Origin of the sequence: Priestia megaterium (assembly GCF_009497655.1) — a bacterium.
GTDB classification, from domain to species: domain Bacteria; phylum Bacillota; class Bacilli; order Bacillales; family Bacillaceae_H; genus Priestia; species Priestia zanthoxyli.
The window spans coordinates 1,361,844-1,385,213 of record NZ_CP023317.1 but is presented as its reverse complement, the minus strand read 5'-3'; the positions used below and the strand labels follow the sequence as shown (position 1 = coordinate 1,385,213).

The 23,370-nt window shown below is 38.6% G+C and carries 24 protein-coding genes; 8 read left to right on the top strand and 16 right to left on the bottom strand.

All coding sequences use genetic code 11. The annotated features are described in order from the left end of the window. From ctaF to cyoE, 5 genes are all read right to left on the bottom strand, one after another. A complete protein-coding gene (gene ctaF, locus CEQ83_RS06940) occupies nt 1-333 on the bottom strand; it encodes a cytochrome c oxidase subunit IVB (protein ID WP_014460982.1) in 333 nt (110 codons plus the stop codon). Between the two features lie 4 nt (nt 334-337). Further along, on the bottom strand, nt 338-958 hold the full coding sequence (ctaE, locus tag CEQ83_RS06935) for a cytochrome c oxidase subunit III (RefSeq protein WP_013056081.1): 621 nt from the start codon (nt 956-958) through the stop codon (nt 338-340). Further along, nucleotides 958-2,823 carry a cytochrome c oxidase subunit I gene (ctaD, locus tag CEQ83_RS06930; RefSeq protein ID WP_033578414.1) on the bottom strand — a complete coding sequence of 622 codons (1,866 nt, stop codon included), beginning with the start codon at nt 2,821-2,823 and terminating at the stop codon, nt 958-960. Before ctaD ends, ctaE begins: the two co-directional genes overlap by 1 nt. 34 nt (nt 2,824-2,857) lie before the next feature. After that, on the bottom strand, nt 2,858-3,913 hold the full coding sequence (coxB, locus tag CEQ83_RS06925) for a cytochrome c oxidase subunit II (RefSeq protein WP_028414096.1): 1,056 nt from the start codon (nt 3,911-3,913) through the stop codon (nt 2,858-2,860). Between the two features lie 137 nt (nt 3,914-4,050). Next, complete coding sequence (gene cyoE, locus CEQ83_RS06920) at nt 4,051-4,989, bottom strand: heme o synthase (RefSeq protein ID WP_028414097.1); 939 nt, start codon at nt 4,987-4,989, stop codon at nt 4,051-4,053. 504 nt (nt 4,990-5,493) lie between these two features. Between cyoE and CEQ83_RS06915 the strand changes: the two genes are divergently transcribed. After that, nucleotides 5,494-6,396, top strand: coding sequence for a COX15/CtaA family protein (locus CEQ83_RS06915; protein WP_028414098.1), 903 nt, complete (start codon nt 5,494-5,496; stop codon nt 6,394-6,396). A 39-nt stretch (nt 6,397-6,435) separates the two neighbouring features. Here CEQ83_RS06915 and pyc read toward each other — a convergent pair whose 3' ends face one another. The 3 genes from pyc to CEQ83_RS06900 form a co-directional block, all read right to left on the bottom strand. Continuing rightward, complete coding sequence (gene pyc, locus CEQ83_RS06910) at nt 6,436-9,885, bottom strand: pyruvate carboxylase (protein WP_033578413.1); 3,450 nt, start codon at nt 9,883-9,885, stop codon at nt 6,436-6,438. A 133-nt stretch (nt 9,886-10,018) separates the two neighbouring features. Continuing rightward, complete coding sequence (locus tag CEQ83_RS06905) at nt 10,019-11,209, bottom strand: FtsW/RodA/SpoVE family cell cycle protein (protein WP_028414100.1); 1,191 nt, start codon at nt 11,207-11,209, stop codon at nt 10,019-10,021. 143 nt (nt 11,210-11,352) lie between these two features. Beyond that, complete coding sequence (locus CEQ83_RS06900) at nt 11,353-11,619, bottom strand: Fpa/YlaN family protein (protein ID WP_370506486.1); 267 nt, start codon at nt 11,617-11,619, stop codon at nt 11,353-11,355. 281 nt (nt 11,620-11,900) lie between these two features. Between CEQ83_RS06900 and CEQ83_RS06895 the strand changes: the two genes are divergently transcribed. Beyond that, nucleotides 11,901-12,401 (top strand): hypothetical protein, encoded by a 501-nt coding sequence (locus CEQ83_RS06895; protein ID WP_014460988.1) that lies wholly within the window; start codon nt 11,901-11,903, stop codon nt 12,399-12,401. Between the two features lie 38 nt (nt 12,402-12,439). On the opposite strand, the gene CEQ83_RS06890 is transcribed toward CEQ83_RS06895, so the two are convergent. Then, entirely contained in the window at nt 12,440-13,768 is a 1,329-nt protein-coding gene (locus tag CEQ83_RS06890) for a PhoH family protein (RefSeq protein ID WP_013056072.1), read from the bottom strand. Nucleotides 13,769-13,984: 216 nt separating this feature from the next. Here CEQ83_RS06890 and CEQ83_RS06885 point away from each other — a divergent pair, with 216 nt between their 5' ends. Further along, on the top strand, nt 13,985-14,584 hold the full coding sequence (locus CEQ83_RS06885) for a YhcN/YlaJ family sporulation lipoprotein (RefSeq protein ID WP_013056071.1): 600 nt from the start codon (nt 13,985-13,987) through the stop codon (nt 14,582-14,584). Nucleotides 14,585-14,610: 26 nt separating this feature from the next. Here CEQ83_RS06885 and CEQ83_RS06880 read toward each other — a convergent pair whose 3' ends face one another. Next, nucleotides 14,611-15,066, bottom strand: coding sequence for a pyridoxamine 5'-phosphate oxidase family protein (locus tag CEQ83_RS06880; protein WP_028414102.1), 456 nt, complete (start codon nt 15,064-15,066; stop codon nt 14,611-14,613). Nucleotides 15,067-15,251: 185 nt separating this feature from the next. Here CEQ83_RS06880 and CEQ83_RS06875 point away from each other — a divergent pair, with 185 nt between their 5' ends. Then, complete coding sequence (locus CEQ83_RS06875) at nt 15,252-15,452, top strand: YlaI family protein (RefSeq protein ID WP_013056069.1); 201 nt, start codon at nt 15,252-15,254, stop codon at nt 15,450-15,452. A gap of 1 nt (nt 15,453) precedes the next feature. Then, nucleotides 15,454-15,888 carry a hypothetical protein gene (locus CEQ83_RS06870; RefSeq protein ID WP_033578411.1) on the top strand — a complete coding sequence of 145 codons (435 nt, stop codon included), beginning with the start codon at nt 15,454-15,456 and terminating at the stop codon, nt 15,886-15,888. Nucleotides 15,889-15,914: 26 nt separating this feature from the next. On the opposite strand, the gene CEQ83_RS06865 is transcribed toward CEQ83_RS06870, so the two are convergent. Then, nucleotides 15,915-16,232 (bottom strand): YlaH-like family protein, encoded by a 318-nt coding sequence (locus CEQ83_RS06865; RefSeq protein ID WP_013056067.1) that lies wholly within the window; start codon nt 16,230-16,232, stop codon nt 15,915-15,917. A 160-nt stretch (nt 16,233-16,392) separates the two neighbouring features. Then, nucleotides 16,393-18,231 (bottom strand): translational GTPase TypA, encoded by a 1,839-nt coding sequence (gene typA, locus CEQ83_RS06860; RefSeq protein WP_013056066.1) that lies wholly within the window; start codon nt 18,229-18,231, stop codon nt 16,393-16,395. 113 nt (nt 18,232-18,344) lie between these two features. Between typA and CEQ83_RS06855 the strand changes: the two genes are divergently transcribed. After that, the gene (locus tag CEQ83_RS06855; protein ID WP_028414104.1) at nt 18,345-18,530 is read left to right on the top strand and encodes a YlaF family protein; all 186 of its coding nucleotides are present in this window, start codon (nt 18,345-18,347) and stop codon (nt 18,528-18,530) included. Nucleotides 18,531-18,638: 108 nt separating this feature from the next. Here the strand turns inward: CEQ83_RS06855 and CEQ83_RS06850 are convergent, their stop codons facing one another. Both CEQ83_RS06850 and CEQ83_RS06845 read right to left on the bottom strand, forming a co-directional pair. After that, on the bottom strand, nt 18,639-19,445 hold the full coding sequence (locus CEQ83_RS06850) for an inositol monophosphatase family protein (protein ID WP_154989282.1): 807 nt from the start codon (nt 19,443-19,445) through the stop codon (nt 18,639-18,641). A gap of 195 nt (nt 19,446-19,640) precedes the next feature. Beyond that, nucleotides 19,641-19,826: a hypothetical protein gene (locus CEQ83_RS06845; protein ID WP_013056063.1), complete on the bottom strand. Its 186-nt coding sequence runs from the start codon at nt 19,824-19,826 to the stop codon at nt 19,641-19,643. Nucleotides 19,827-20,094: 268 nt separating this feature from the next. Here CEQ83_RS06845 and CEQ83_RS06840 point away from each other — a divergent pair, with 268 nt between their 5' ends. Beyond that, entirely contained in the window at nt 20,095-20,730 is a 636-nt protein-coding gene (locus CEQ83_RS06840) for a YktB family protein (RefSeq protein ID WP_063247549.1), read from the top strand. Nucleotides 20,731-20,732: 2 nt separating this feature from the next. Here CEQ83_RS06840 and CEQ83_RS06835 read toward each other — a convergent pair whose 3' ends face one another. Further along, a complete protein-coding gene (locus CEQ83_RS06835) occupies nt 20,733-20,960 on the bottom strand; it encodes a hypothetical protein (RefSeq protein WP_154973272.1) in 228 nt (75 codons plus the stop codon). Between the two features lie 130 nt (nt 20,961-21,090). Further along, nucleotides 21,091-21,360, bottom strand: coding sequence for a UPF0223 family protein (locus CEQ83_RS06830; protein ID WP_013056061.1), 270 nt, complete (start codon nt 21,358-21,360; stop codon nt 21,091-21,093). A 531-nt stretch (nt 21,361-21,891) separates the two neighbouring features. On the opposite strand from CEQ83_RS06830, the gene CEQ83_RS06825 reads away from it, so the two are divergent. Further along, a complete protein-coding gene (locus tag CEQ83_RS06825; protein WP_028414107.1) occupies nt 21,892-23,367 on the top strand; it encodes an aminotransferase class I/II-fold pyridoxal phosphate-dependent enzyme in 1,476 nt (491 codons plus the stop codon). Nucleotides 23,368-23,370 lie beyond the last annotated feature (3 nt).

Genomic DNA, 23,370 nt, shown 5'->3' with positions numbered 1-23,370 from the left:
TTACCACCAAATAATGGTTACAAAAGCTAAAATGGTTAAAAGAGCTACCAATACGCCTGAATACAAGAAAAATGCTGGTATGGTATGTCCTTTGTGGTTCATATGCATGAAATAATAAAGTTGAAAGATGACTTGAACAACCGCCAAGAGCACAATCACCGGCATAATGTACCATCCGCTAAACTCTTGATAAACCGCAAAAAAAGCAATTAGTGTTAAAAACAACATCATTGCAAAAGAGATAACTTGCATCTTCATATCTTCTGCGTTTCTTTTTTTACGATATTCTAAATTGAGCCTTGGGTTATCTGAGTTTGATTGATTTGTCGTCATCAGCTTATCCCACCATTCCCATTAAATATACAACCGTGAAAATAAAGACCCACACAACATCGATAAAGTGCCAGTATAAACTTGCGACATAATATTTAGGAGCGTTATATAAGTTTAGCCCCCGCTTCGCATTTCGAATCATCAAAGAACCAATCCAAAGCAGTCCGAACGTTACGTGAGCTCCGTGTGTCCCAACCAGCGCGTAGAAAGAAGAACCAAATGCGCTGCTTGTAAACGTATGCCCTTCATGAACATAATGCCTGAACTCATAGATTTCTAGCCCTAAAAACGCTAAACCTAAAAGCCACGTAACGCCTAACCATAGCTGCATCTTTTTAAACTCAAAATTTTTCATATGATACATAGCATATACGCTTGTTAGTGAACTTGTTAATAAAATCATGGTTGCTGCAAAAACAAGCTTAATATCAAACAATTCTTCCGGCTTAGGTCCTGACATCGTTGAATTGCGCAAAGCTAAATAAGTAGCAAAAAGTGAAGCAAACAAAACCGTCTCCCCGCCTAAAAAGAGCCAAAAGCCGGTAAATTTATTTTTCCCTTCAAGCGTTGCTTTTTCAGGCGAAGCAGGGAAAGTTTCAGCGGTTAGCTTTTGTTCAGTCTCCATTACATCTTCGCCTCCTTGTCATCATCAACTAAGTCTTCTTTGTGAATATGAAAACCGTGATCATCAATCCATGAACGGAAGAACATCGATAAAAACATGACGATCATTCCGATAATCCCTACAACATCTCCCCACGCATGATCATTTCGATACAAAAAGCCAATCCCTGCAATAAACATCCCAAGCGATATCATAAATGGAATAAACGATGAGTTTGGCATATGAATATCACCAAGAGGTTCGGCTGGCGTCATTTCTTTATTTCCTGCCATTTTTTCAATCCAATATGCATCTAACCCGCGTACAAGCGGCGTTTGTTTAAAGTTATACTCTGGTGGCGGAGATGAAATAGCCCATTCTAATGTACGTCCGTCTCCCCAAGGATCTCCTCCTACCTTTTGTCCTTTGGCAGTGGTTTTTATAATGTTAACAAGTAAAATGAGCGTAGCAACCGCCATGAAAGCAGCTCCTGATGAACTGATTGCATTCCCAAGGTCGAGACCTTGATTAGGCAAGAACGTCCATACGCGGCGAGGCATCCCCATTAGACCTAAGAAATGCTGAATAAAGAACGTTAAGTGGAAACCAATCAAAAAGAGCCAGAACGTTGCTTTACTTAACTTTTCATCTAACATCTTGCCAAACATTTTTGGCCACCAGTATGTGACACCTGCTAATATAGCGTATACGACACCGCCTACGATAACGTAATGGAAGTGAGCAACGATAAAATAAGAATCTTGAAATTGATAATCTGCAGGTGCTACAGCTGCCATAACTCCTGTTACTCCCCCGATAACAAATGACGGAATAAAGGCGACAGCGTAAAGCATTGGAGACGTAAACTCAATACTTCCTCCCCAAAGCGTAAACAGCCAGTTAAAAATTTTAATTCCAGTTGGAACGGCGATGGCCATCGTAGCGACAGCAAAAATGGCATTTGCAATCGGACCAAGTCCGGTTGTAAACATGTGGTGAGCCCACACCATGAACCCTAAAAATCCGATTAATACGGTAGCAAAAACCATCGACGAGTATCCGAATAATCTCTTTCTTGAAAAAGTAGGTAAAATTTCTGAGAAAACACCAAACGCTGGAAGAATTAAAATATATACTTCCGGATGACCGAATATCCAGAAAAGATGTTCCCAGATAATCGTATTTCCACCCATTGTGGCGTCAAAAAAGTTTCCACCGAACAAGCGGTCAAAAATCATTAAAAACAATCCAACCGTCAGTGCTGGAAACGCAAACAAAATAAGAGCTGATGCAACAAACGTCGTCCACGTAAACAGCGGCATACGCATATAAGTCATACCTGGCGCCCTCATGTTAATGATTGTTACGAGAAAGTTGATACCTGAAATCAATGTCCCGGCTCCGGAAATCTGCAAACCTATCGCATAAAAATCAATTCCGTGACCAGGCGATGCAATAGACAGCGAAGCATATGATGTCCAACCTGCATCAGGTGCTCCTCCTAAAAACCAGCTTAGATTTAAAAAGAGTCCCCCAAAGGCAAACAACCAAAAACCTAACAAATTTAAAAATGGAAATGCTACATCTCGAGCTCCGATTTGCAGCGGAACAACTGCATTCATCATAGCAAAAAGAAGCGGCATGGCAGCTAAGAAAATCATCGTTGTTCCATGCATTGTTAAAATTTCATTATACGTTCCTGCACTAACAAAGTCATTGCTTGGTATAGCCAGCTGAATACGTATAAATAGCGCTTCCACTCCTCCGACTAGAAAAAAGATACCGCCGGCAATTAAATAAAGAATGGCGATTTTCTTATGATCCACAGTTGTCATAAAGTCCCAAATTGTTCCACCTACACCCTTCTTTTGACTGAGTGTACTCATCGCTAAACCTCCCCTTTTAAAAACGACTGGACGTTTATTTTTCTTTTAAACTCATTAAATAGTCTGCTAGCTCATTTACTTGTTCATCAGTTAAGTCAGGATATGTACCACTCATCTTATTACCCGGCTTAACTTTCTCAGGGTTTTTTAACCATTTTTTGATATTTTCCTTGTTGTGAGGAAGCACTCCGGCTACACGCTCACGTTCAGAAAAACCGGCTAAGTTTGGTGCTTGACGAGCTTGCTCTGGACGATTGTCTTTGACATCAACAGCATGGCATCCGATACAGCTTTCATTAAAGACCTCTTGACCCGCTTTTGCGGATGCTGTTTCTACATCAGGCTTTGCCTTTTTCAAATCTTTTGCCCACGTATCAAATTCATTGCTTGATACAGCCCGTACTTTAAAGTCCATAAGAGAATGAGATGGACCGCAAAGCTCAGCACATTTTCCGTAGAAAACCCCGTTAGCTTCCTTCGATTTTTTAGAATCAAACACTAGCCAAAATTTATTATCATTTTCTGTGTTAGCATCGAGCTTTCCTCCAACTGAAGGAATCCAGAATGAGTGCTTGACGTCAGAAGCTTTAATATTAAAGTAGACTTTTTTATCCGTTGGAACAACTAGATCTTGGGATGTAATAATTTTTTGATTAGGATACTCAAATTCCCACCAGTACAAGTTAGCACGCACATTTACTACGACAGCATCTTTGTCCTTCATTCCTTTTACGTCCGCTAGCTTAAATGTTGAGATGACCGTTGGAACAGTCAAAATAATGAGCAGCAAGATAGGAATCACTGTCCATATAATTTCTAACTTTCTGCTTCCTTCCACTTGCTTTGGAATCACGTTTTCTTCGCCTTTACGACGACGAAAGCGCAGAATAACAAATATAAATATAATGGTGACCACAATAATAACTAAAACCATGATGGCTGTACTAAGAAGCATAAGCGAATATTGTTCTTCAGCTACCTCACCTGCAGGCTTAAGTGTTGACAAAAACGGTTTTCCACAGGCCGATAACACGAATGCAAGCAGCGTAAATAACGACAAAACACGAAAGTTCAATCGCCATTTTTTCATACCATTCCCCAACCTCTCTTTCATTGACGTGATTTCATCTATGCCCTCTTGAGCATAAAACTTATTCCTTCTATAATGAATTCTACATGTAGAAGAAATCCCCCTTGTGCAGCGTCGCATTCAGTGAAAGATTTTATCTAGGCAAAAAGCGTTGCGACAATCATTGAGACAAATAAAATAGTTAAATAGTTTAGTGAGTAGACAAACATCATGCTAGCCCACTTTGTGTCTTCTTGTTTATTGTATTGAGCAAATCCTAAAAATAGCCATCCTATGTTTAAAACAGTGGCCAAAATTAGAAATGGAATGCCTAATTCGTATAAATAAAGAGGTAATGGCAACAAACAAGCAATCCAAATGAGAATCTGTCGTTTTGTAAGCTCAAAACCATGTACAACAGGCAACATAGGGATTCCCGCTGCTCGATATTCTTCACATCTTCGCATAGCAAGAGCTAGAAAATGAGGCGGCTGCCAAATAAACATGATTAAAAATAATACCCAAGCCACTACGTGTAAATTGGGATCGATAGCGGCCCATCCAATTAATGGCGGGACAGCGCCTGATATACTTCCGATTACTGTATTAATTGTGTATAGTCTTTTGGACCACATGGTGTAAAGAACTACATATGTAAGTATTCCTGCTAATCCGATGAGAGCGGCTACGGAAGAAACAACTAGTAGCATAAGCAAGCCGGTTAACGTCAAACCGATTCCAATCCCAAGGACCGTCAAAGGTGTAAAGCTTCCTGTCACTGTAGGTCGTCCCTTTGTTCGTTCCATTAGAGGGTCAATGTCACGATCTATGTAATTGTTCAAACTGCATGAACCGGCGATGATAAGTGAAGAACCTATTAAAGTAAAAAATGCTTTATCCAGGTTTTCTAAGAAGTGTTGTTCGTTGAAGAAAAGAGCTAGCCAAAAACCAGTAAAGGTGGTGATGAAATTTGAGTTGACTATTCCGATTTTAATCGTAGCTAAAAAATCTGACCAAATGGAACTATTTTCGCTTACATGAGCTGTGTTAGGCGATGCAGAAAGCGTTGAATCTTCCACCATTTTTGAATCTTCCATGGCGCTTCCTCCTTTACTCATCCACAGACTTTTATCTAGTAAATAAAGAGTCTATAAATGAAGGCGTTTTCAACATATTTTTACAAAAATCTCCTCTTTGTTCACAAAGAAGTCATATTCCTCTCACCGAAACTACTTAAAAGCTTCACATGTAAACGATAAAATAGTAGAGAATTATCTATTTCTCATGTTTATTAAACCATATTTTGCCGTTACTTTGTGAAGAATTCATGAAAAAAATATGGATTTTTTTTGTCATGAGCTAAATGCATGTCCCTGTCACTTGTTAAAAGATATTTCTGCAAGTAAAATAGTTTTCTGTACGGTACCTTTTACATATCTGCAGAGTCAAACTCATGAACAACCCTTACACTTTCTACCATTATAACAAATTCAATCAAGTTTATGGAGAATAAATGAAATTTATGTTTAATATACAAAAAGATTAGGATAAAATGTTTAGCTCGTTATATTACTTACTTTGCTTTTAGGATGGTGATTATTGTGCGACTTGGATTAAAGTTTTTATCCGTTGTGACGAGCATAGCCATGTTACTTATTCTACTTGGCGGTGCTCTTGTTACGAAAACTGGTTCAGCAGACGGGTGCGGAGATTCTTGGCCTCTGTGTAACGGACAGCTCATTCCCGACCCTTTAACATTTGAAACCGTTGTTGAATTAAGCCACCGCTTAGTTTCTGGCGTGTCGGGCTTTCTTGTACTCGCTTTATGCGTATGGGCGTGGATTTCACTAGGACATATAAAAGAAGTTAGACCTTTAGCGTTTATCTCTTTTTTCTTCCTAGTACTGCAAGCATTAATTGGGGCCGCTGCCGTTATGTGGGGGCAATCAGATGCGGTGCTTGCTCTTCATTTTGGTATTTCCCTTATTTCGTTTGCTTCTGTGCTGCTGTTAACACTTATCATCTTTGAAGTGGATCAAAAGCTCGACACAGCTAACATGCAGCTAGGCTCTAAAATGAAAAAACATATTTACGGGGTTATCTTATACACATATGCCGTTGTGTACACGGGCGCGCTTGTTCGCCATAAAGAAGCTAGCTTAGCCTGTCCAGACGTTCCATTTTGTTCAAACGGAAACGGTTGGCTACCCGTTGATTTGAATCAGTGGATTCAAATGGGACATCGATCCGCTGCTGTTTTAACGTTTGTATGGATTTTAGCTGCCTTTATCCATGCAGTTAAATATTATCGTCATCAAAAAAATATTTTTTACGGATGGTTAGCTGCTCTCATTCTAGTTATTTTTCAGGCGGTTTCCGGTATGCTTGTTGTTGTCACACGTCTGCAGCTAGAGCTCGCGCTTGCTCATTCTTTAATTATCTCTTTCCTATTCGGTGTATTAAGCTACTTGACCTTACTTGCAACGCGTCATACACATAATTAATCAAAAAAGGTACGAGCTCTGAGCTCGTACCTTTTTTGATTAGCTTTCTAATTCAATTAATAAATCTCCCGGCTGGATGCCATCTCCATTCGATACGTGTACTTGTTTAATCACGCCGTCAAATGGTGCTTGCACGGTTGTTTCCATTTTCATTGCTTCTGTGATCATTAAGTGATCACCTTTTGAGACTTTATCGCCTTTTTCTACTACTACTCGAATAACGGTTCCAGGCATTGAAGCGCCAATGTGGGCCGGATTTCCTTGGTCGGCTTTTTGTTTTGCCGTAACGGTTGTTTTGACACTTTCGTCTTTAATCACGACTTCACGAGGCTGACCGTTTAATTCAAAGTATACTGTTCGCGTACCGTCTGCCTGCGGTTCTCCAATGGATACAAGGCGAACGATTAAGGTTTTTCCTTTTTCAATCTCAATTTCAGCCTCTTCTCCTAAACGCATGCCGTATAGGAAAGTCGGTGTATCAAGAACAGAGATGTCTCCGTATTGTTCGACTGCTTTGTGATAATCCATAAATACTTTTGGATACAGCGCATAAGCAATGGCGTCAAAACTCGTCACTTGACGATTTAAGTCTTTAAATAGCTTTTCTTTCACTGCATCGAAGTCCACATCTTCTAACAGTTCTCCAGGACGAACTGTAATAGGTTTTCTGCCTTTTAGAATGATGCGCTGAAGCTCTTTAGGGAATCCCCCGTGAGGCTGTCCTAAATACCCTTCAAACAATTCAATAACGGAATCCGGGAAGTCAAGCGTTTCACCGCGCTCAAACAGCGTTTCTTCTGTCAAATTGTTTTGAACCATAAACAATGCCATGTCTCCAACTACTTTTGATGATGGCGTAACTTTTACAATATCACCAAATAACAAATTCACGCGTGAATACATATCTTTTACTTCATCCCAGCGGTTTCCTAAACCAACTGCTTTTGCTTGTTGCTGTAAGTTGCTATATTGACCGCCTGGCATTTCATGCTCGTACACTTCCGTATGAGGAGCATTCATCCCGCTTTCGAAGTCTTGGTAATATTTTCGCACGTCTTCCCAATAGTAAGAAAGCTCTTCTAGATTTTTAATATCCAGATTTGGTCTGCGGTCCGCACCTTCTAATGCGTAATAAAGAGAGTTAGCGCTCGGCTGAGACGTTAAGCCTGCCATTGAGCTTACGGCTACGTCTACAATGTCTACACCTGCTTCAATTGCTTTTGCGTACGTATATACACCGTTTCCGCTTGTATCATGCGTATGAAGGTGAATTGGGATATCAACCGTTTCTTTTAGAGCCGATACTAAATCATAAGCTGCCTGTGGTTTTAAAAGACCCGCCATATCTTTAATGCCCAGGATATGTGCTCCAGACTGCTCAAGCTCTTTTGCTAAGTTCTTGTAGTAATCTAAATCATACTTACGGCGCGTCGGATCTAAAATATCACCTGTATAACACATCGCTGCTTCTGCAATCTTCCCTGTTTGACGAACAGAGTCAATTGCAAGAGTCATTCCTTGCACCCAGTTTAAGCTGTCAAAGATACGGAAAACATCAATACCTGCATAAGCTGATTTTTCAACAAATTCCTTGATTACATTATCAGGATAGTTTTTATATCCAACCGCATTTGACGCGCGAAGAAGCATTTGGAAAAGAACGTTTGGCGCTTGTTGACGTAAAGTAAGCAAGCGATCCCACGGATCTTCTTTTAAGAATCGATAAGCGACATCAAACGTTGCTCCTCCCCACATTTCCATAGAAAATAAATCCGGAAGCAAGCGAGCAGTTGGGTTAGCTACTTGTTTTAAGTCGTTTGTACGAATACGCGTTGCTAAAAGAGACTGATGGCCGTCACGGAAGGTTGTATCCGTTAATAGCACTTCCTTGCGTTCTTTCACCCAATTTACTAGCCCTTCAGCGCCTTTTTCATCTAAAATCTGCTTTGTTCCGTTTGGAATTGGTTGTTTTATATCGACATTAGGAACACGCGGTTTCGTAAAGATTGGCTTTTTCTTTTCCGATACACCCGGGAATCCGTTTACCGTAACATTCCCAATGTATGTAAGCATTTTAGTTCCGCGGTCTTTTCGCTTAGGGAAGACAAAAAGTTCAGGCGTTGTATCAATAAAGGATGTATCATAAGCGCCTGTTAAGAACTTATCATGCTTTACTACATTTTCAAGAAATGGAATATTGGTTTTAATTCCACGAATACGAAACTCTTTTAAGTTCCGTACCATTTTTGATGCGGCTTGATCGAATGTTAAGGCCCATGTTGTTACTTTTACTAACAGTGAATCATAATACGGCGTAATGACAGCGCCTTGGAAGCTGTTTCCCGTATCTAAACGTACGCCAAAACCGCCGCCAGAACGATAAGCCATAATCTTACCCGTATCCGGCATAAAGTTATTTAACGGGTCTTCTGTCGTTACACGAGATTGAATTGCATATCCATGTACGTGAATTTGGTCTTGTGCAGGAATAGACACTTCCTTGCTGTGAAGTGCGTAGCCGTCCGCAATTAAAATTTGCGATTGAACGATATCAATACCTGTAATCATTTCAGTAATTGTGTGCTCTACTTGAACACGTGGATTTACTTCAATAAAATAAAAATCGTTTCCTGATACTAAAAATTCTACTGTACCAGCATTTATGTACTGCACTTTTTCCATCAGCTGCACAGCTGCTTCACAAATGCGGAGACGTAAGTCTTCATCTATAGAAACACTTGGTGCTACTTCTACTACTTTTTGGTGACGACGCTGCACTGAACAGTCGCGTTCGTAAAGGTGCACAACATTTCCTTGTTCATCACCTAAAATTTGCACTTCAATATGTTTTGGATTTTCAACTAGTTTCTCGACGTATACTTCATCATTACCAAAAGCCGCTTTTGCTTCTGATTTGGCACGATCATAAGATTCATTCAGGCTGTCTGCATCGCGAACGATACGCATGCCTCGACCGCCTCCGCCCAAAGCTGCTTTGATCATTAGAGGATATCCATGCTGATTAGCAAATTCTTTTGCTTCGTCAATTGAATCAATAGGACCATCTGTACCAGGAATAACGGGAATATCTGCTTGAATAGCCTGATGACGTGCTTTTACTTTATCGCCAAACATATCAAGATGCTTGGATTTTGGGCCAATGAAAATAATGCCTTCTTCTTCGCAACGTTTTGCAAATTGGATATTTTCTGACAAAAAACCATAGCCAGGGTGAATAGCATCTACATCATGAGACTTAGCAATGTCGATGATGCCTTCTATATCTAAATAAGCATCAATCGGCTTTTTCTCCGCTCCTACTAAATAGGCTTCATCCGCTTTGTAACGGTGATAAGAACCTGCGTCTTCCTTCGAATAAATTGCAACAGTCCGAATATTCAGTTCAGTACATGCTCGAAATACACGAATCGCAATTTCTCCTCGGTTTGCTACTAATACTTTTTTGATTTTTTTAGTTACAAAACTCATGTTGCTAATCTCCTCTCAATTTCGTATAAACTTCAATATATAGCAAAATTGGATAAAAGAAAAGCAAAAATCAATGGAAAATAATAAAATTCCAATAAATTTTTGCTTTTTTTACACAATTTTTTTACGAAAATCAATCACTTGTTGTTGATGTATTGTTCGGATGTAGCACAATATTTTCCGTATTTTTCTGTTTTTTATTTTGATAATTTACGAAAAACGAAATATTTACAATAATTCCCATAGACACCATAAGCGTTAGCAGCGAAGACCCTCCGTAACTGATAAACGGAAGCGTGACGCCGGTAATCGGAATGAGTCCCGTAAGCCCTCCAAGGTTAATGCCTGTTTGAATACCTATCATACTGGCTACTCCAATACAAATCATGCTAGCAAACGGATCCTGAGATTTTTTAGCCAGCATTAAAATCCTGAAAATTAAGAAGCCTAAAAGGCCCAGCACGAGCATAACTCCAAAGAATCCTAATTCTTCTGCAATAATGGCCATAATGAAATCGGTATGGGGCTCGGGAAGATAACCATACTTTTGTACACTTTCTCCTAAACCAAGGCCTTTTAAGCCTCCTGTACCTATTGCTAAATATGAATTAACCAGCTGATAACCGGTTCCTTGAGCATTAGCAAACGGATCTGACGCACCGGTAAAACGGCCGATTCGATTGGCAGTAAACTGACCTGTAAAAAAACCAATCGTAATAATGACCGTAAGCAAAATAATACCTAGTGCTAACATGCGGAAAAAGGTTTTTTTAGAGATTCCCGAACATAGCATAATGGTAACGGAAATCGCAAAAATAATTGATCCCGTTCCAAGGTCAGGCTGAATCGCTACAAAACCTAATATTAGAAATACAAGACCCATAGGTCCAAAAAAAGCTTTTTTGATGTTGTCAATATACTCTTGCCTTTTAGACAAAACATACGATAAGTATAAAATGACAACAAGCTTGGCATACTCAGCCGGCTGCATGTTTGCTCCGCCAAGCTGCAGCCAACTTTGCGCATTGTTACTCGTATGCCCCATTACAAACACAAGCAAAAGCAGTACAAAAATGCCCAGAATCGCATAAGGCAGTATTTTAGGATACAGCTTGTAAGGTGTTAGCATTGTTAAAATGAACAATACAAGCGTAAACGCAAGCCACATTTTTTGTCTGTTGTAAAAGAAATCACTTGACGTATGATATCTTGTAATACTTACAATCATACTTGAACTGTAAACCATAACTAGTCCAACCGCACAAAGAAGCAGCACTGGAATTACAATTGAATAGTCAAAATGCCTAAATATTTTTTTTACCATAACCCTCTTCCTTTAAAAATGACGTGTTTCTGTTTCGTTTCATCTTTTATGTACAAATTTGAGTAAATTAGGAAATTTAAACCACCTGTAATAAAAAACTCAAACTACGTTTGTATATAGTTTGAGTTTCGATCGCGTGATTTTTATTTTTTTGTAAACGCTTCATGCAGTGCAGAAAGTTCACGCTCGAGGCGGTCTAGCAATGTTTTTCCAACACGTTCATCAATTAAACCAAGACGAACTGCAAAATCAATTTCTCTTGATAAACCAAACATTTGTGTATCTAAAACCTCTTCATAAAGAGGACATTGTGGCATTGTTAAGTTATCCATTTGAACTTGAATTAATTGCAAAATCTTATCTGCATCAGCTTTTAACAACGCATACGCTTTTTCACGATGATCTATCATTGTCTCAGGCGTCAAACTCAATCCCTCCGTTCGCGAGCGATTACCTAATCTATCTCTCAATTCTAAAGGCTATGCTCCAAAAAAGCAAGGATAAACATGTCCGTGAGGCTGGCCGTCTTTTTTATACTGTTACTTTCTCAAAACCATTACCATAGATATAGGAAATTTCGCACTTTCGTTGACTCTTACATTATATCATACGAGAATCACTCTCAACTAAATTTTTTCATCAAAGTGACAAATAAGGAGAAAGCGCTTATACTTTTAGCAAGGGGGCATTTATGATGAATTCAATTATTATGTTAAAAGGAAAAGTAAAATATACGCTGACACTCGACCCAAGCGTGTGGATTTTCGATGACCGCAAGCTCGATATGGACGTTTTCTTTGAACATCCACCAGAGCAAAAAGATGAGACAGAAGCGTACACAAAGGCTGTTTCGAAGCATTGGGACCGTGAAATTCAAGAAGGAGCCGTCTTTCCTCCTACGTTAAAAACCGAAAAGAAATTCAAAAAACAGGAGCTAGTAAATGGAACATTTGGGATTTTATTTGCACCTTTTCTAGCAAACGCTTCACCTACTGAAGACGCTACCAACGTTTCATTTAAAACAAAAGACGCGCTGATTTCTTTTTCATTAGAAGAAGCGCAAAAACTAATCTTTGGTTTCAGCCAAGACGGAAAGCCTCTTAGAGAAGACGGGCCTATCTATGTCTATTTACCGGACGGATCTAACCGAAATAACCCTATTAAATATGTGGAAGAAATCATCGTTACATAATAAAAAAAGTGGGGTTCCAAAAGGGACCCCACTTTTTTTTAAAGAATATCAGCTGCTAATTGTGCTAGCCCGGAGCGCTCTCCTTTGATTAACCGAACGTGGCCCGATACTTTTTGCTCTTTAAACTTTTCAACTACGTACGTTAATCCGTTGTTATACTCATCTAAATAAGGATGATCAATTTGAGCCGGATCTCCCATAAGCACAATTTTACTCTTTTCCCCTACCCTTGTTAAAATTGTTTTAATTTCATGCTTCGTTAAATTTTGTGCTTCATCAATAATAATAAACTGTTCCGGAATGCTTCGGCCTCTTATATACGTCAAGGCTTCCACTTCTATTGAACTCAGACCCGCTAGAATCGCATCCAGTTCTCCAGGTTTTTTAGTGTTGAATAAGTACTCTAGGTTATCATAAATTGGTTGCATCCATGGACGAAGCTTCTCCTGCTTTTCTCCTGGCAAGAATCCAATATCTTTCCCTAAAGGAACAATTGGACGAGCTACAAGCAGCTTTTTAAAACACCCTAGATCTTCCGTCTGCATAAGTCCTGAAGCTAAAGCAAGCAGCGTTTTCCCCGTACCTGCCTTTCCAATTAACGTGACCAGTTGAACGTCGTCTCTAAGAAGAAGTTCTAACGCCATAATTTGCTGAACATTTCGAGGTTTAATTCCCCATATATGATCATATTCAAATAAAAGTTTTTTTACTTTCGTTGTTGTTTGATCGACAATGCCGATGGCTGATCCGGATCCTCCAAATGCATCTTTCATCACTAAGAATTGATTTGCAAAAAAGGAGTGGTTTGCAATTTGAGACGTTAGCAGCTCTCCTTTTTCGTAAAATTGACTCAGCAGTTCTTTTGCAATATAGACTTCTGAAAAGCCTGTATAAATACTATTGAATTCCACTACTCGATCACTTAAAAAATCTTCTGCTCTTAAACCGATTGCGTCAGCCTTCACACGTACCAACACATCTTTACTCACTAGTATCACTTCACGTCCATCTTCTTTTGTTTCCTCTTCAAGGGATAAATTTTTAGCAACAGCTAAAATTCGATTATCATTTGTTTTTTCCACAAAGATTTCTTGAAGCTGTTGAAAAGAGCGATGATTGAGTTCAATTCGCAAATGGCCCCCATTTTCTAACGGGATTTTCTCATATAACTTTCCATGTTGTCTCAAGTTATCAATGAGTTTGGATACCTGCCTTGCATTTCGTCCGACTTCATCCATATTTCTTTTTTTCGAATCAACTTCTTCTAGTACAACGGCTGGAATCACTACTTCGTTATCATCAAATGAAAAAATTGAATGCGGATCTTGTAATAAAACATTCGTATCTAATACATAAATTTTTCCCAATAATTCAGCCTCCTACTCCGATTGTTTTTCCTGTAAGGAGTGAAACAAGGCACCCATCCATTTATATACTATGTAACGCACATGTGTGAAGTGACCTTAAATGGACGGACCATTTTCTTTAAATATATGAACACGTGTATAAAGATAGAAGAACTATTAGAAACTAAATACAAATTACTACAAAAAATGAGTCATTCATAAGGAGGAGTCTCCCACATGAACAAATTTTTTCTATCCATTAGCTTATGTTTTATTACACTAACCGGCTGCAACAATAATCAAGCAGACGTTGAAGAAGGGCAAAAGACAGATCGAATTGTACAGGTCAAAAATTCATCTCCTGAACGCTCTCACAAGCGTACTGCTAATGAAATATCAGCGCATTTAGTTGAACTGGCTTCAAGCGTTCCGAATGTAAATGATGCTACTGCCATTGTGCTCGGCAAGTATGCAATCGTAGGCATTGACGTCGGCAAAGATATTGATCGTTCAGAAGTAAGTTCAATCAAATATACAGTTGCCGAAGGTCTGAAAGCTGATCCGTACGGCGCTAACTCTGTTGTTATTGCAGATCCTGATACGGTCGCTCGGCTAAAACAAATTGGAAATGAAATTCGCAAAGGTCGGCCGGTTACAGGATTTTTAGATGAATTAGCAGCCATTGTAAACCGAGTGATGCCTGAATTTGCAGAAGAAATCCGCCGAAATCCTAGTTCAACAGATACAAACAATCAAAAATTAAATAATAAACAAGAGCAAAATTTAAAGAATGAGCAGGAAAAACAATCTAATAATCATCTTCAAAAAAATGAATAAGAAAGTCGCTTAGCGGCAGGCCGCTGCTAAGCTTTTTTTATCGCTTCAATTACTTGCTTATCGAGTTTAGCGGCTGCTACTGGATCATAGGTCTTTTCATATGAAGGGTTTACTGAAATCTTAGAGCCATAGAACATGACATCTCTTACTTCATTAATATCTAGTTCAATTAGCGTCAGCTTTAAAGCTACTCCTTCTAACTTTTCCTGCACTACCTCAGCTATTCCGCTGATTGAGTAGCATGATTCATTAGCAAGAATATTTACCACTGCTTTATTCGTATGTTTAATGTTTTCTACAATCCTCGATTTGACATCTACGGCAAATCGAATTTTTTGTTTAGTCGGAGCTACTAACCACGAAATGGCACTAACATTTGGAGCGTTTGTTTCAAAATCAATAGTTGAAATGGTTGCAAATCTCTCTGTCTGTAGCTCATCGTATAATGCATCTACTAATTGAGTCTCGACTTCGTTGGCCATTTTCATCCCTCCTACTGTTTATGTACTTACTAGTTACTATCTTCGAGCTAACAAGCAAAATTACCTGCTTCTTTAGGAATGTTTTCCTATCGTTCCTTTTCTCCTGAGAGATAGCACCGCAAAAAAACTTTATAAAACAAGAATTTTCGGCTAGAATGATGTATAGAGAAGTTGAGGTGATAGAAATGAGAGTACAATGTGTCATGTGCGATAAAATTGAAACAATTGAGGATGAAACGCTCGTGGCAAAACGACTGCGCAACCGTCCTATCCATACATATATGTGCAATGAATGTTCTGAACGGATTGAAAAACGAACAAAAGAACGCATAGCTACTGGTAACTTTAAACTATATGAGTCGAAAAAGACAGAGGAGGATTGGTAAGGTGCTCCGTTTAGGAATAAGTATTGGCATGTTCAGCGGGATTATCCTTGGGTTATGTTTGAAATGGATAGAATGGCTAACCGGCAAACAAGTTTATACCCTTTTATTAAATGTTGATTTTATTCCTATCATTGGCCCTATTCAATGGCCTGAATGGGTGGAGTTTGTTTTTCATTTATTCATTGCCGTTGCAATTGGGATCGTTTTTGTTTACATAGTAGGTAAATTAAACAATATGTCTATTCGAAAAATCGTATTGTGTTCTTTTTTATTAACACTTCCAACCATTCCTTTGTATTTTCCGTTGACGCTGCTTGCGCTTAAGCCTACGCCTGCGGTGGATGATGCAGTAGCAATTTTTTATTGGACAGCTGGCCATTTAATTTTCGCAGCCGCTCTTGTCTTCGGCTATATCATACTAAAAAGACGCTTGTAGCTACAAGCGTCTTTTTATGTAGTCTTTTATGAACCCAACGTGGAGTTTTGCTTTTTAGCCTGATACAGCCGTATTTTATAAATAATTAATACAAGCGCTGCAACCACAAGCCCTTCAGCTACAGGTAAAAAAATGCCTAAAAACGTTAAAATTGTACATCCAAAAGCTAAAAATAGATAAATAACCACAGATTTTAAAAGCGGCAGCTTCTTTGCAAACCCGAGTTTGTACACAAGAACAGATAGCCCTAAAATAGTAAAGTATAACAGCCACATTCCTATTTTTGCATGTTCATCTACTTGATACAAAGCAGCAAAAAATGAAAGGTGTTCTTTTACATCCATCTTCCTTCCCCCTATTCCTTACTTTACATTATTCGATATAAGCCACCTTTTTCCTTTCCAAATTATCTCTTTATAAAACGCTTTCAAAAAATAGAAAATTCTGATATAATTGATAAAAAACAAGCCGCTAGCAAATAAAGCTAACGACTTCCTTTTTTTATTATTTCGTGTCAGCGTATTTTTTCTTTTTCGCTGCTTTTTCACGTTCATTTTTATCAAGAATTTTTTTACGTAGACGAATAGATTCTGGTGTGATTTCACAATATTCATCTTCGTTTAAATATTCAAGTGATTGCTCTAAAGACATAATACGAGGTTTTTTCATACCTGTTGTTTGATCTTTGTTAGCAGAACGCATATTCGTCATTTGCTTCATTTTACAGATGTTAACAACGATATCATTTTCACGAGTGTGTTCTCCTACGATCATACCTTCGTATACTTCTGTACCTGGCTCCACGAAAATTGTACCGCGGTCTTCTACGCCTTGGATTCCATAAGTAGATGATTTACCGCTTTCCATAGAAACAAGCACACCTTGACGGCGACCTCCAACTTGACCTTGCTGCATTGGTTGGTAGCTATCAAATGAATGGTTAATGATACCGAATCCACGAGTTAACGATAAGAACTCAGTTGTATAACCGATTAAACCACGTGCAGGAACCATAAAGATCAGACGAACTTGACCGCTGCCGTTGTTAATCATATCAACCATTTCACCTTTACGAGCACCCATTGATTCCATAATAGAACCCGTATGTTCTTCAGGCACGTCGATTTGCACACGTTCAACTGGCTCACAGCGAACGCCATCAATTTCACGAACGATTACTTCAGGTTTTGATACTTGAATCTCATATCCTTCACGACGCATATTTTCAATTAAAATAGATAAATGAAGTTCTCCACGTCCTGAAACGACCCATACATCCGGTGAATCAGTATTTTCCACGCGTAAACTTACATCTGTCTCAAGTTCAGACATTAAGCGCTCTTCAATTTTACGAGATGTAACAAATTTACCTTCACGACCAGCAAACGGTGAATTGTTTACTAAGAACGTCATTTGTAAAGTAGGTTCATCAATACGTAAAATTGGCAGTGCATCTTGGTGGTCAAACGGACATACTGTTTCACCTACGTTGATGTCTTCCATTCCTGATACAGCGATCAGGTCTCCTGCCTTTGCTTCTTCGATTTCAACACGCTTTAAGCCTAGGAAACCGAATAATTTTGTTACGCGGAATTGTTTTACCGTACCGTCAAGCTTCATTAATGCAACTTGCTGGCCTACTTTCATTGTTCCGCGGAATACGCGCCCTACACCGATACGACCAAGATAGTCATTGTAGTCAAGCATTGCCACTTGGAATTGAAGTGGTTCGTCGCTGTTGTCTACTGGTGCTGGAATGTGCTCGATGATTGAGTCAAATAGAGATGACATGTTCTCATCTTGCTTTTCAGGGTTCGTGCTAGCCGTTCCGTTGATTGCTGAAGCATAAACAACAGGGAACTCAATTTGTTCCTCACTTGCACCTAGTTCAATAAATAAGTCAATTACTTCATCAACTACTTCAGTTGGACGAGCAAAGTCACGGTCAATTTTGTTAACAACAACAATCGGCGTTAAGTTTTGCTCTAATGCTTTTTTCAATACAAAGCGCGTTTGAGGCATACATCCTTCGTATGCGTCTACTACAAGTAGAACACCGTCTACCATTTTCATAATACGCTCAACTTCTCCACCGAAGTCAGCATGTCCTGGCGTATCCATAATGTTGATACGCGTATCTTTATAATTAATAGCTGTGTTTTTCGCTAAAATTGTAATTCCACGCTCACGCTCAAGGTCATTTGAATCCATCGCACGTTCTTCAACATGCTCATTAGTACGGAATGTTCCGGACTGATGTAATAATTTATCTACTAACGTTGTTTTCCCATGGTCTACATGGGCAATAATGGCAATATTACGTAAATCTTTACGAATGTTCACGCATTTCACTCCTATGCTTGTAATAACTAAGCTATTATATCACACTAACTCTAGAATTGCAGAATGATTTTGTTGTACACTATAAATATCCGTTACAAATGGGAGGAATCAACATGAGAAACATTAAGTGGGTATTCGTTTTATATGCATTCATCGCAACTGCAGCTATTATGTCAATTGGCATATTTATCGGAGAAGGAAGCGCTCTCGGGGTCATTTTAGCTATCGTAGCTTTAATTGTTGTAATGGGTCTTGGCTTTACGACTAAGAAAAAAATGCGAGAAAAAGGGCAGCTGTAATTTTTTTGCGATGATTGAAAGCGTCATGGCCATTTGCAACATCAAAATGGTTCATGACGTTTTTTCATCACTAAATTCTTTGACTACACGTAAGTCTTCACTTCTATTTTATTTAGTCCACTTTCCTTCAAGGTACGTACGAAAGATTTCGTCATGTAATGTTGGTTTGCTTACAAATACACTGCTTTTTTCAAGAATCTCTAACGGCTTCCCTTCTAAATCCGTCATGACTCCTCCAACTTCTTCAATCAACACTTTACCGGCAGCAAAGTCCCATGGAGCCAAACGTAAAGTAATGTATCCATCCAAGCGTCCAGCCGCTACGTAAGCAAGCTCAATAGCTGCGGATCCATATGAACGGGTCCCTCTTACTTTACGCACAAGCGGACTTAATACGGAAGGATCAATACGGCGGTTCTCCGTCACCCACGTTGCATTTAAGCTAATAATAGCTTCTTCAACTGGTACAGGTTCAAGTTTCGGCAATTGGATGTCATTCATAAACGCGCCCTGTCCTTTTAAAGCATGATACAGCTCATTATGAATAACATCATAAATATAACCTGCTTGTCCTACACCATTTTCGAATATACCGATGGAAATAGCAAAATTTCGCTGCTGATGAACAAAGTTCATCGTACCGTCGATCGGATCGATAATCCAAATCGTTCCTTCTTCTGATTCAAGCTCTTCCCCATATCCTTCTTCTCCGAGAATATGATGTTCCGGAAAGGTTTCATTGATTTTTGAGATAAAAAACTGTTCAATTTCTTTATCCATATTTGTTACTAAATCATTTGGATTCGATTTCGTTTGAATGAGAAGTTCTTTACTAAACGACTGTTGAATTTTTTGTCCAGCTTCTTTTAGCCACTCTTTAACGTATGTATCAATTTCTTTCCAGCGTTGTGTCATCTCAATTCCCCCTCAAAAATACGTCTCTTATTTAAGCTTAAAAAAACCTCTGCAAGATGTCAATTAACAGAGCACGTGGGAGAAGAACTGCCGCTTCTTCTCCCACGTGCTCTGTTACCACTTATGAATCTGCTCATTCAGTTTAATCCTTTTTTACAGTTTACCCATATTTGTTCTATTTTATTCCCGTGTCTGCTACTGAAGAGATATCATTTCTTCACGAAGTTTCTCGAGCTTTCGCTTACATTTTTGTTTTTGTTCCTCATTATTCTCCATCATGGCTTCATATAACGTCGCTAACTCGTAATCTAACTCCAACCGAATTACACCTAATCTTTTTTGTCCATCATTCTTCTTATACATATTCACCACTTGTTTCATGTTTCAAACACCCCTCTCAAATTATTGAACCCACTTATAGAAAACTAAATTTTCAGATATTTTGATTGATATAGTCTATGTCGAAACCTAATCTCATGCAACTAAATTGTGTGATTACCTATAAAAAAATGATAGACACGTTTTGACAAGCATATGCGAATTAATTGGTGTTTATGCTTTTCATGTGGTAGAATCTTCGCGTAAATCATACTTACTTGCATAGATGCACAGCAGCTATACATATTCACTAAAAAAACGGAGGTTTCACATGGCATTCTCAGGATTTTCACAAGATGACTTTAACGTATTCCGTATCGAGGGGCTTGATGCACGTATGGAAGCCATCAAGACAACGATACGCCCAAAATTCGAACAATTGAGCAATCATTTTGCTCCTACTCTTTCTTCACTTTGTGGAGATGAAATGTTCGTACATATTGCCAAACATGCACGAAGAACAGTTAACCCGCCAGCAGATACGTGGGTAGCCTTTGCTAACAGTAAACGCGGGTATAAAAAGCTCCCTCATTTTCAAATTGGCCTTTGGGAAACACACGTCTTTGTGTGGTTTGCCGTCATTTACGAATCACCTATTAAAGAACAATTTGGAAAGCTGCTAAAACAAAACATGGAGGAGATTCGTCAAAATATCCCAGACTCGTTTGTTTGGTCGAAAGATCATACAAAACCTGATAGTAAAAAAATGGGCGACTTATCTTCTGAAGACTTAGAGAGTTTGTTTGAACGTCTAGAGACGGTTAAAAAAGCTGAGATCCTATGCGGCATTACAATTCCAAAAGAAGAAGCGATTGCAATGAGCGGCGAAGAATGGATGGCTCGTATTGAACAAACATTTCATACGGTAACTCCATTATATGAACTAACTAAAAAAGCATATGCATAATTTTAACGAATTGATATAAAAAAATGAGGGTGACACATAACGAAAGGAAGCTCATCGAAAGACCAATAAATGGGATACATAAGCTGAAACGCTTGTGACACCGCAGTTGATTTCCCTGCAAGGCTTCGCTTTCCGCCGGCGGCCGGTGAGCCTCCTCGTCGCTTGCGCTCCTGCGGGGTCTCGCCTGTTCCGCTTTCCCCGCAGGAGTCTTCGCCTTGCCTTCCAATCAACTGCTAGAAGAAACGAAACAGATAAACTCTATGTTCACCGTAACAAAAAAAAACGAATCATTAATCAAACAATTTGATTAATGATTCGTTTTTTACTTCGGCTAAACTACTTTTGTCCCAGTCTCATTTTTTACATTTTTATGATATCTCCAGAAGAAGCAGCCTTTGCTTTTTGAATCGTTCGATAAGAAGAGTATTTGCTTTGGTCTTCAAAATCGTTACAGATTGTTTTTTCTTCTGCTTTACTTGGCACAATTTCTTTAAATCGGCGATAGACTGCCATTAGGTGATCACGCTCAATACCTTTTTCATAAGCTCGTTCAATGCTTTCAAAAAACTTCACTACATCAATAATTTCTTCTGTACTCCAATCAAGGGAGATAGGGTATTGATATTCCACTTCTCATCACTCCATTTATTTCTTCATTCTATGTATATCTATATTCTTAACTCTATCACAATCTATAATGTACACAAAATTTATTCTCTTTTCACCCAAAAGAATTTCTCCTTTTTTTTCTTTTTATTTTCTCTTTAAAATATCTTTGCAAATAGGTTAATAAGTGCTATAATTCTTTTGTTTTATGGGGATTTTCAAAACATAAAGAACTATAAAATAATAAGTAATAAGCAGTTTACAATTACTTGTATTTTTTTAACTAAAAATTGTATTTATATTATCAAACAGTAGTAAACATACGCGTTTCATTCATTTATATAATGGTTAAAATCAAGAAAACTGCGGAGTAGAATTTCTGTTGAATTTCTTTTGTAGAAAAAAGATCTGATATTTTAATATGTATAATTCAACAGCCATTAGTTTTTGATATATAAAATTGAATGCTGTAATTTGATAAAAAAACAATCAAAGTCCCTCTAAGCTTTGCTTAGAGGGACTGACAATTTATGATAAAAGAGGTGTATAGCAAAGTTGTCTTCTCAATTTTCAACTCCATTATTTACTGGATTAGTTAATCACGCTAAGAAAAACCCAACACAATTCCATATCCCTGGACATAAAAAAGGAAATGGAATGGATCCTGAATTCCGCTCATTTATTGGCGATGATGCTTTATCCATTGATTTAATTAATATCGGTCCCCTTGATGATCTTCACCAGCCAAAAGGCATTATCAAACAAGCGCAGGATTTAGCTGCAGAAGCATTTGGTGCTGATCATACTTTTTTCTCTGTTCAAGGAACGAGCGGAGCAATTATGGCAATGGTTATGGCGACATGTGGACCTGGAGATAAAATTATCGTTCCTAGAAACGTGCATAAATCTGTTATGAGTGCGATTGTTTTTTCAGGAGCTACGCCTATTTTTATTCATCCTGAAATTGACGAAAATCTTGGCATTTCTCACGGTATTACATCGGACTCTGTAGAAAAAGCCTTAAAGCAGCACCCTGAAGCAAAAGCAGTGCTTGTTATCAATCCAACTTACTTTGGAATTTCCGGAGACCTTCGTAAAATCGTAGAAATTGCCCACTCGTATCAAGTGCCTGTACTTGTTGATGAAGCTCACGGCGTTCATATTCACTTCCATGATGATTTGCCTCTGTCTGCTATGCAGGCCGGTGCAGATATGGCAGCAACAAGCGTGCATAAATTAGGCGGTTCTATGACGCAAAGTTCCATTTTAAACATACGCGAAGGCTTAATTTCTCCAAAACGCGTACAGTCTATTTTAAGCATGCTGACAACAACATCAACCTCTTATCTGCTGCTGGCTTCTTTAGATGTTGCACGAAAACGTCTAGCTACAGAAGGAAAAGAGCTGGCTGAACGTGCAATTTCTCTTGCTGAAAAAGCACGAAAAGAAATTAATACAATTGAGCATATCCGATGTATAGGCAGAGAAATTTTAGGCACAAAAGCTACGTATGATTTAGACCCTACTAAATTAATTATTTCTGTTTCAGATTTAGGAATTACGGGCTATGACGTAGAAAAATGGATGCGTGAAGCTCATAATATCGAAGTGGAAATGTCTGACCTTTATAATATTCTATGTATTATCACGCCCGGAGATACAGAAGAAGATCTTTCACGTCTTGTCACAGCTCTGCGTGAGTTATCCGCAAAATTCCATAACCTTTCTGAGACAACGGCAAAACCGGCTATTTTATTACCTGATATTCCTGTATTGGCTTTAACACCTCGTGATGCTTTTTACGCTGAAACCGAAGTGGTACCTTTTCATGAGTCAGCAGGTCGTATTATTGCAGAATTTGTAATGGTCTATCCTCCTGGTATTCCTATTTTTATTCCTGGGGAAATCATCACTGAGGAAAATTTAACCTACATTGAAACAAACTTAGAGGCAGGTTTACCAGTGCAGGGTCCGGAAGATTTTGAATTAAAGACATTTCGTGTCATTAAAGAACATAAAGCAATTCAATAAAAA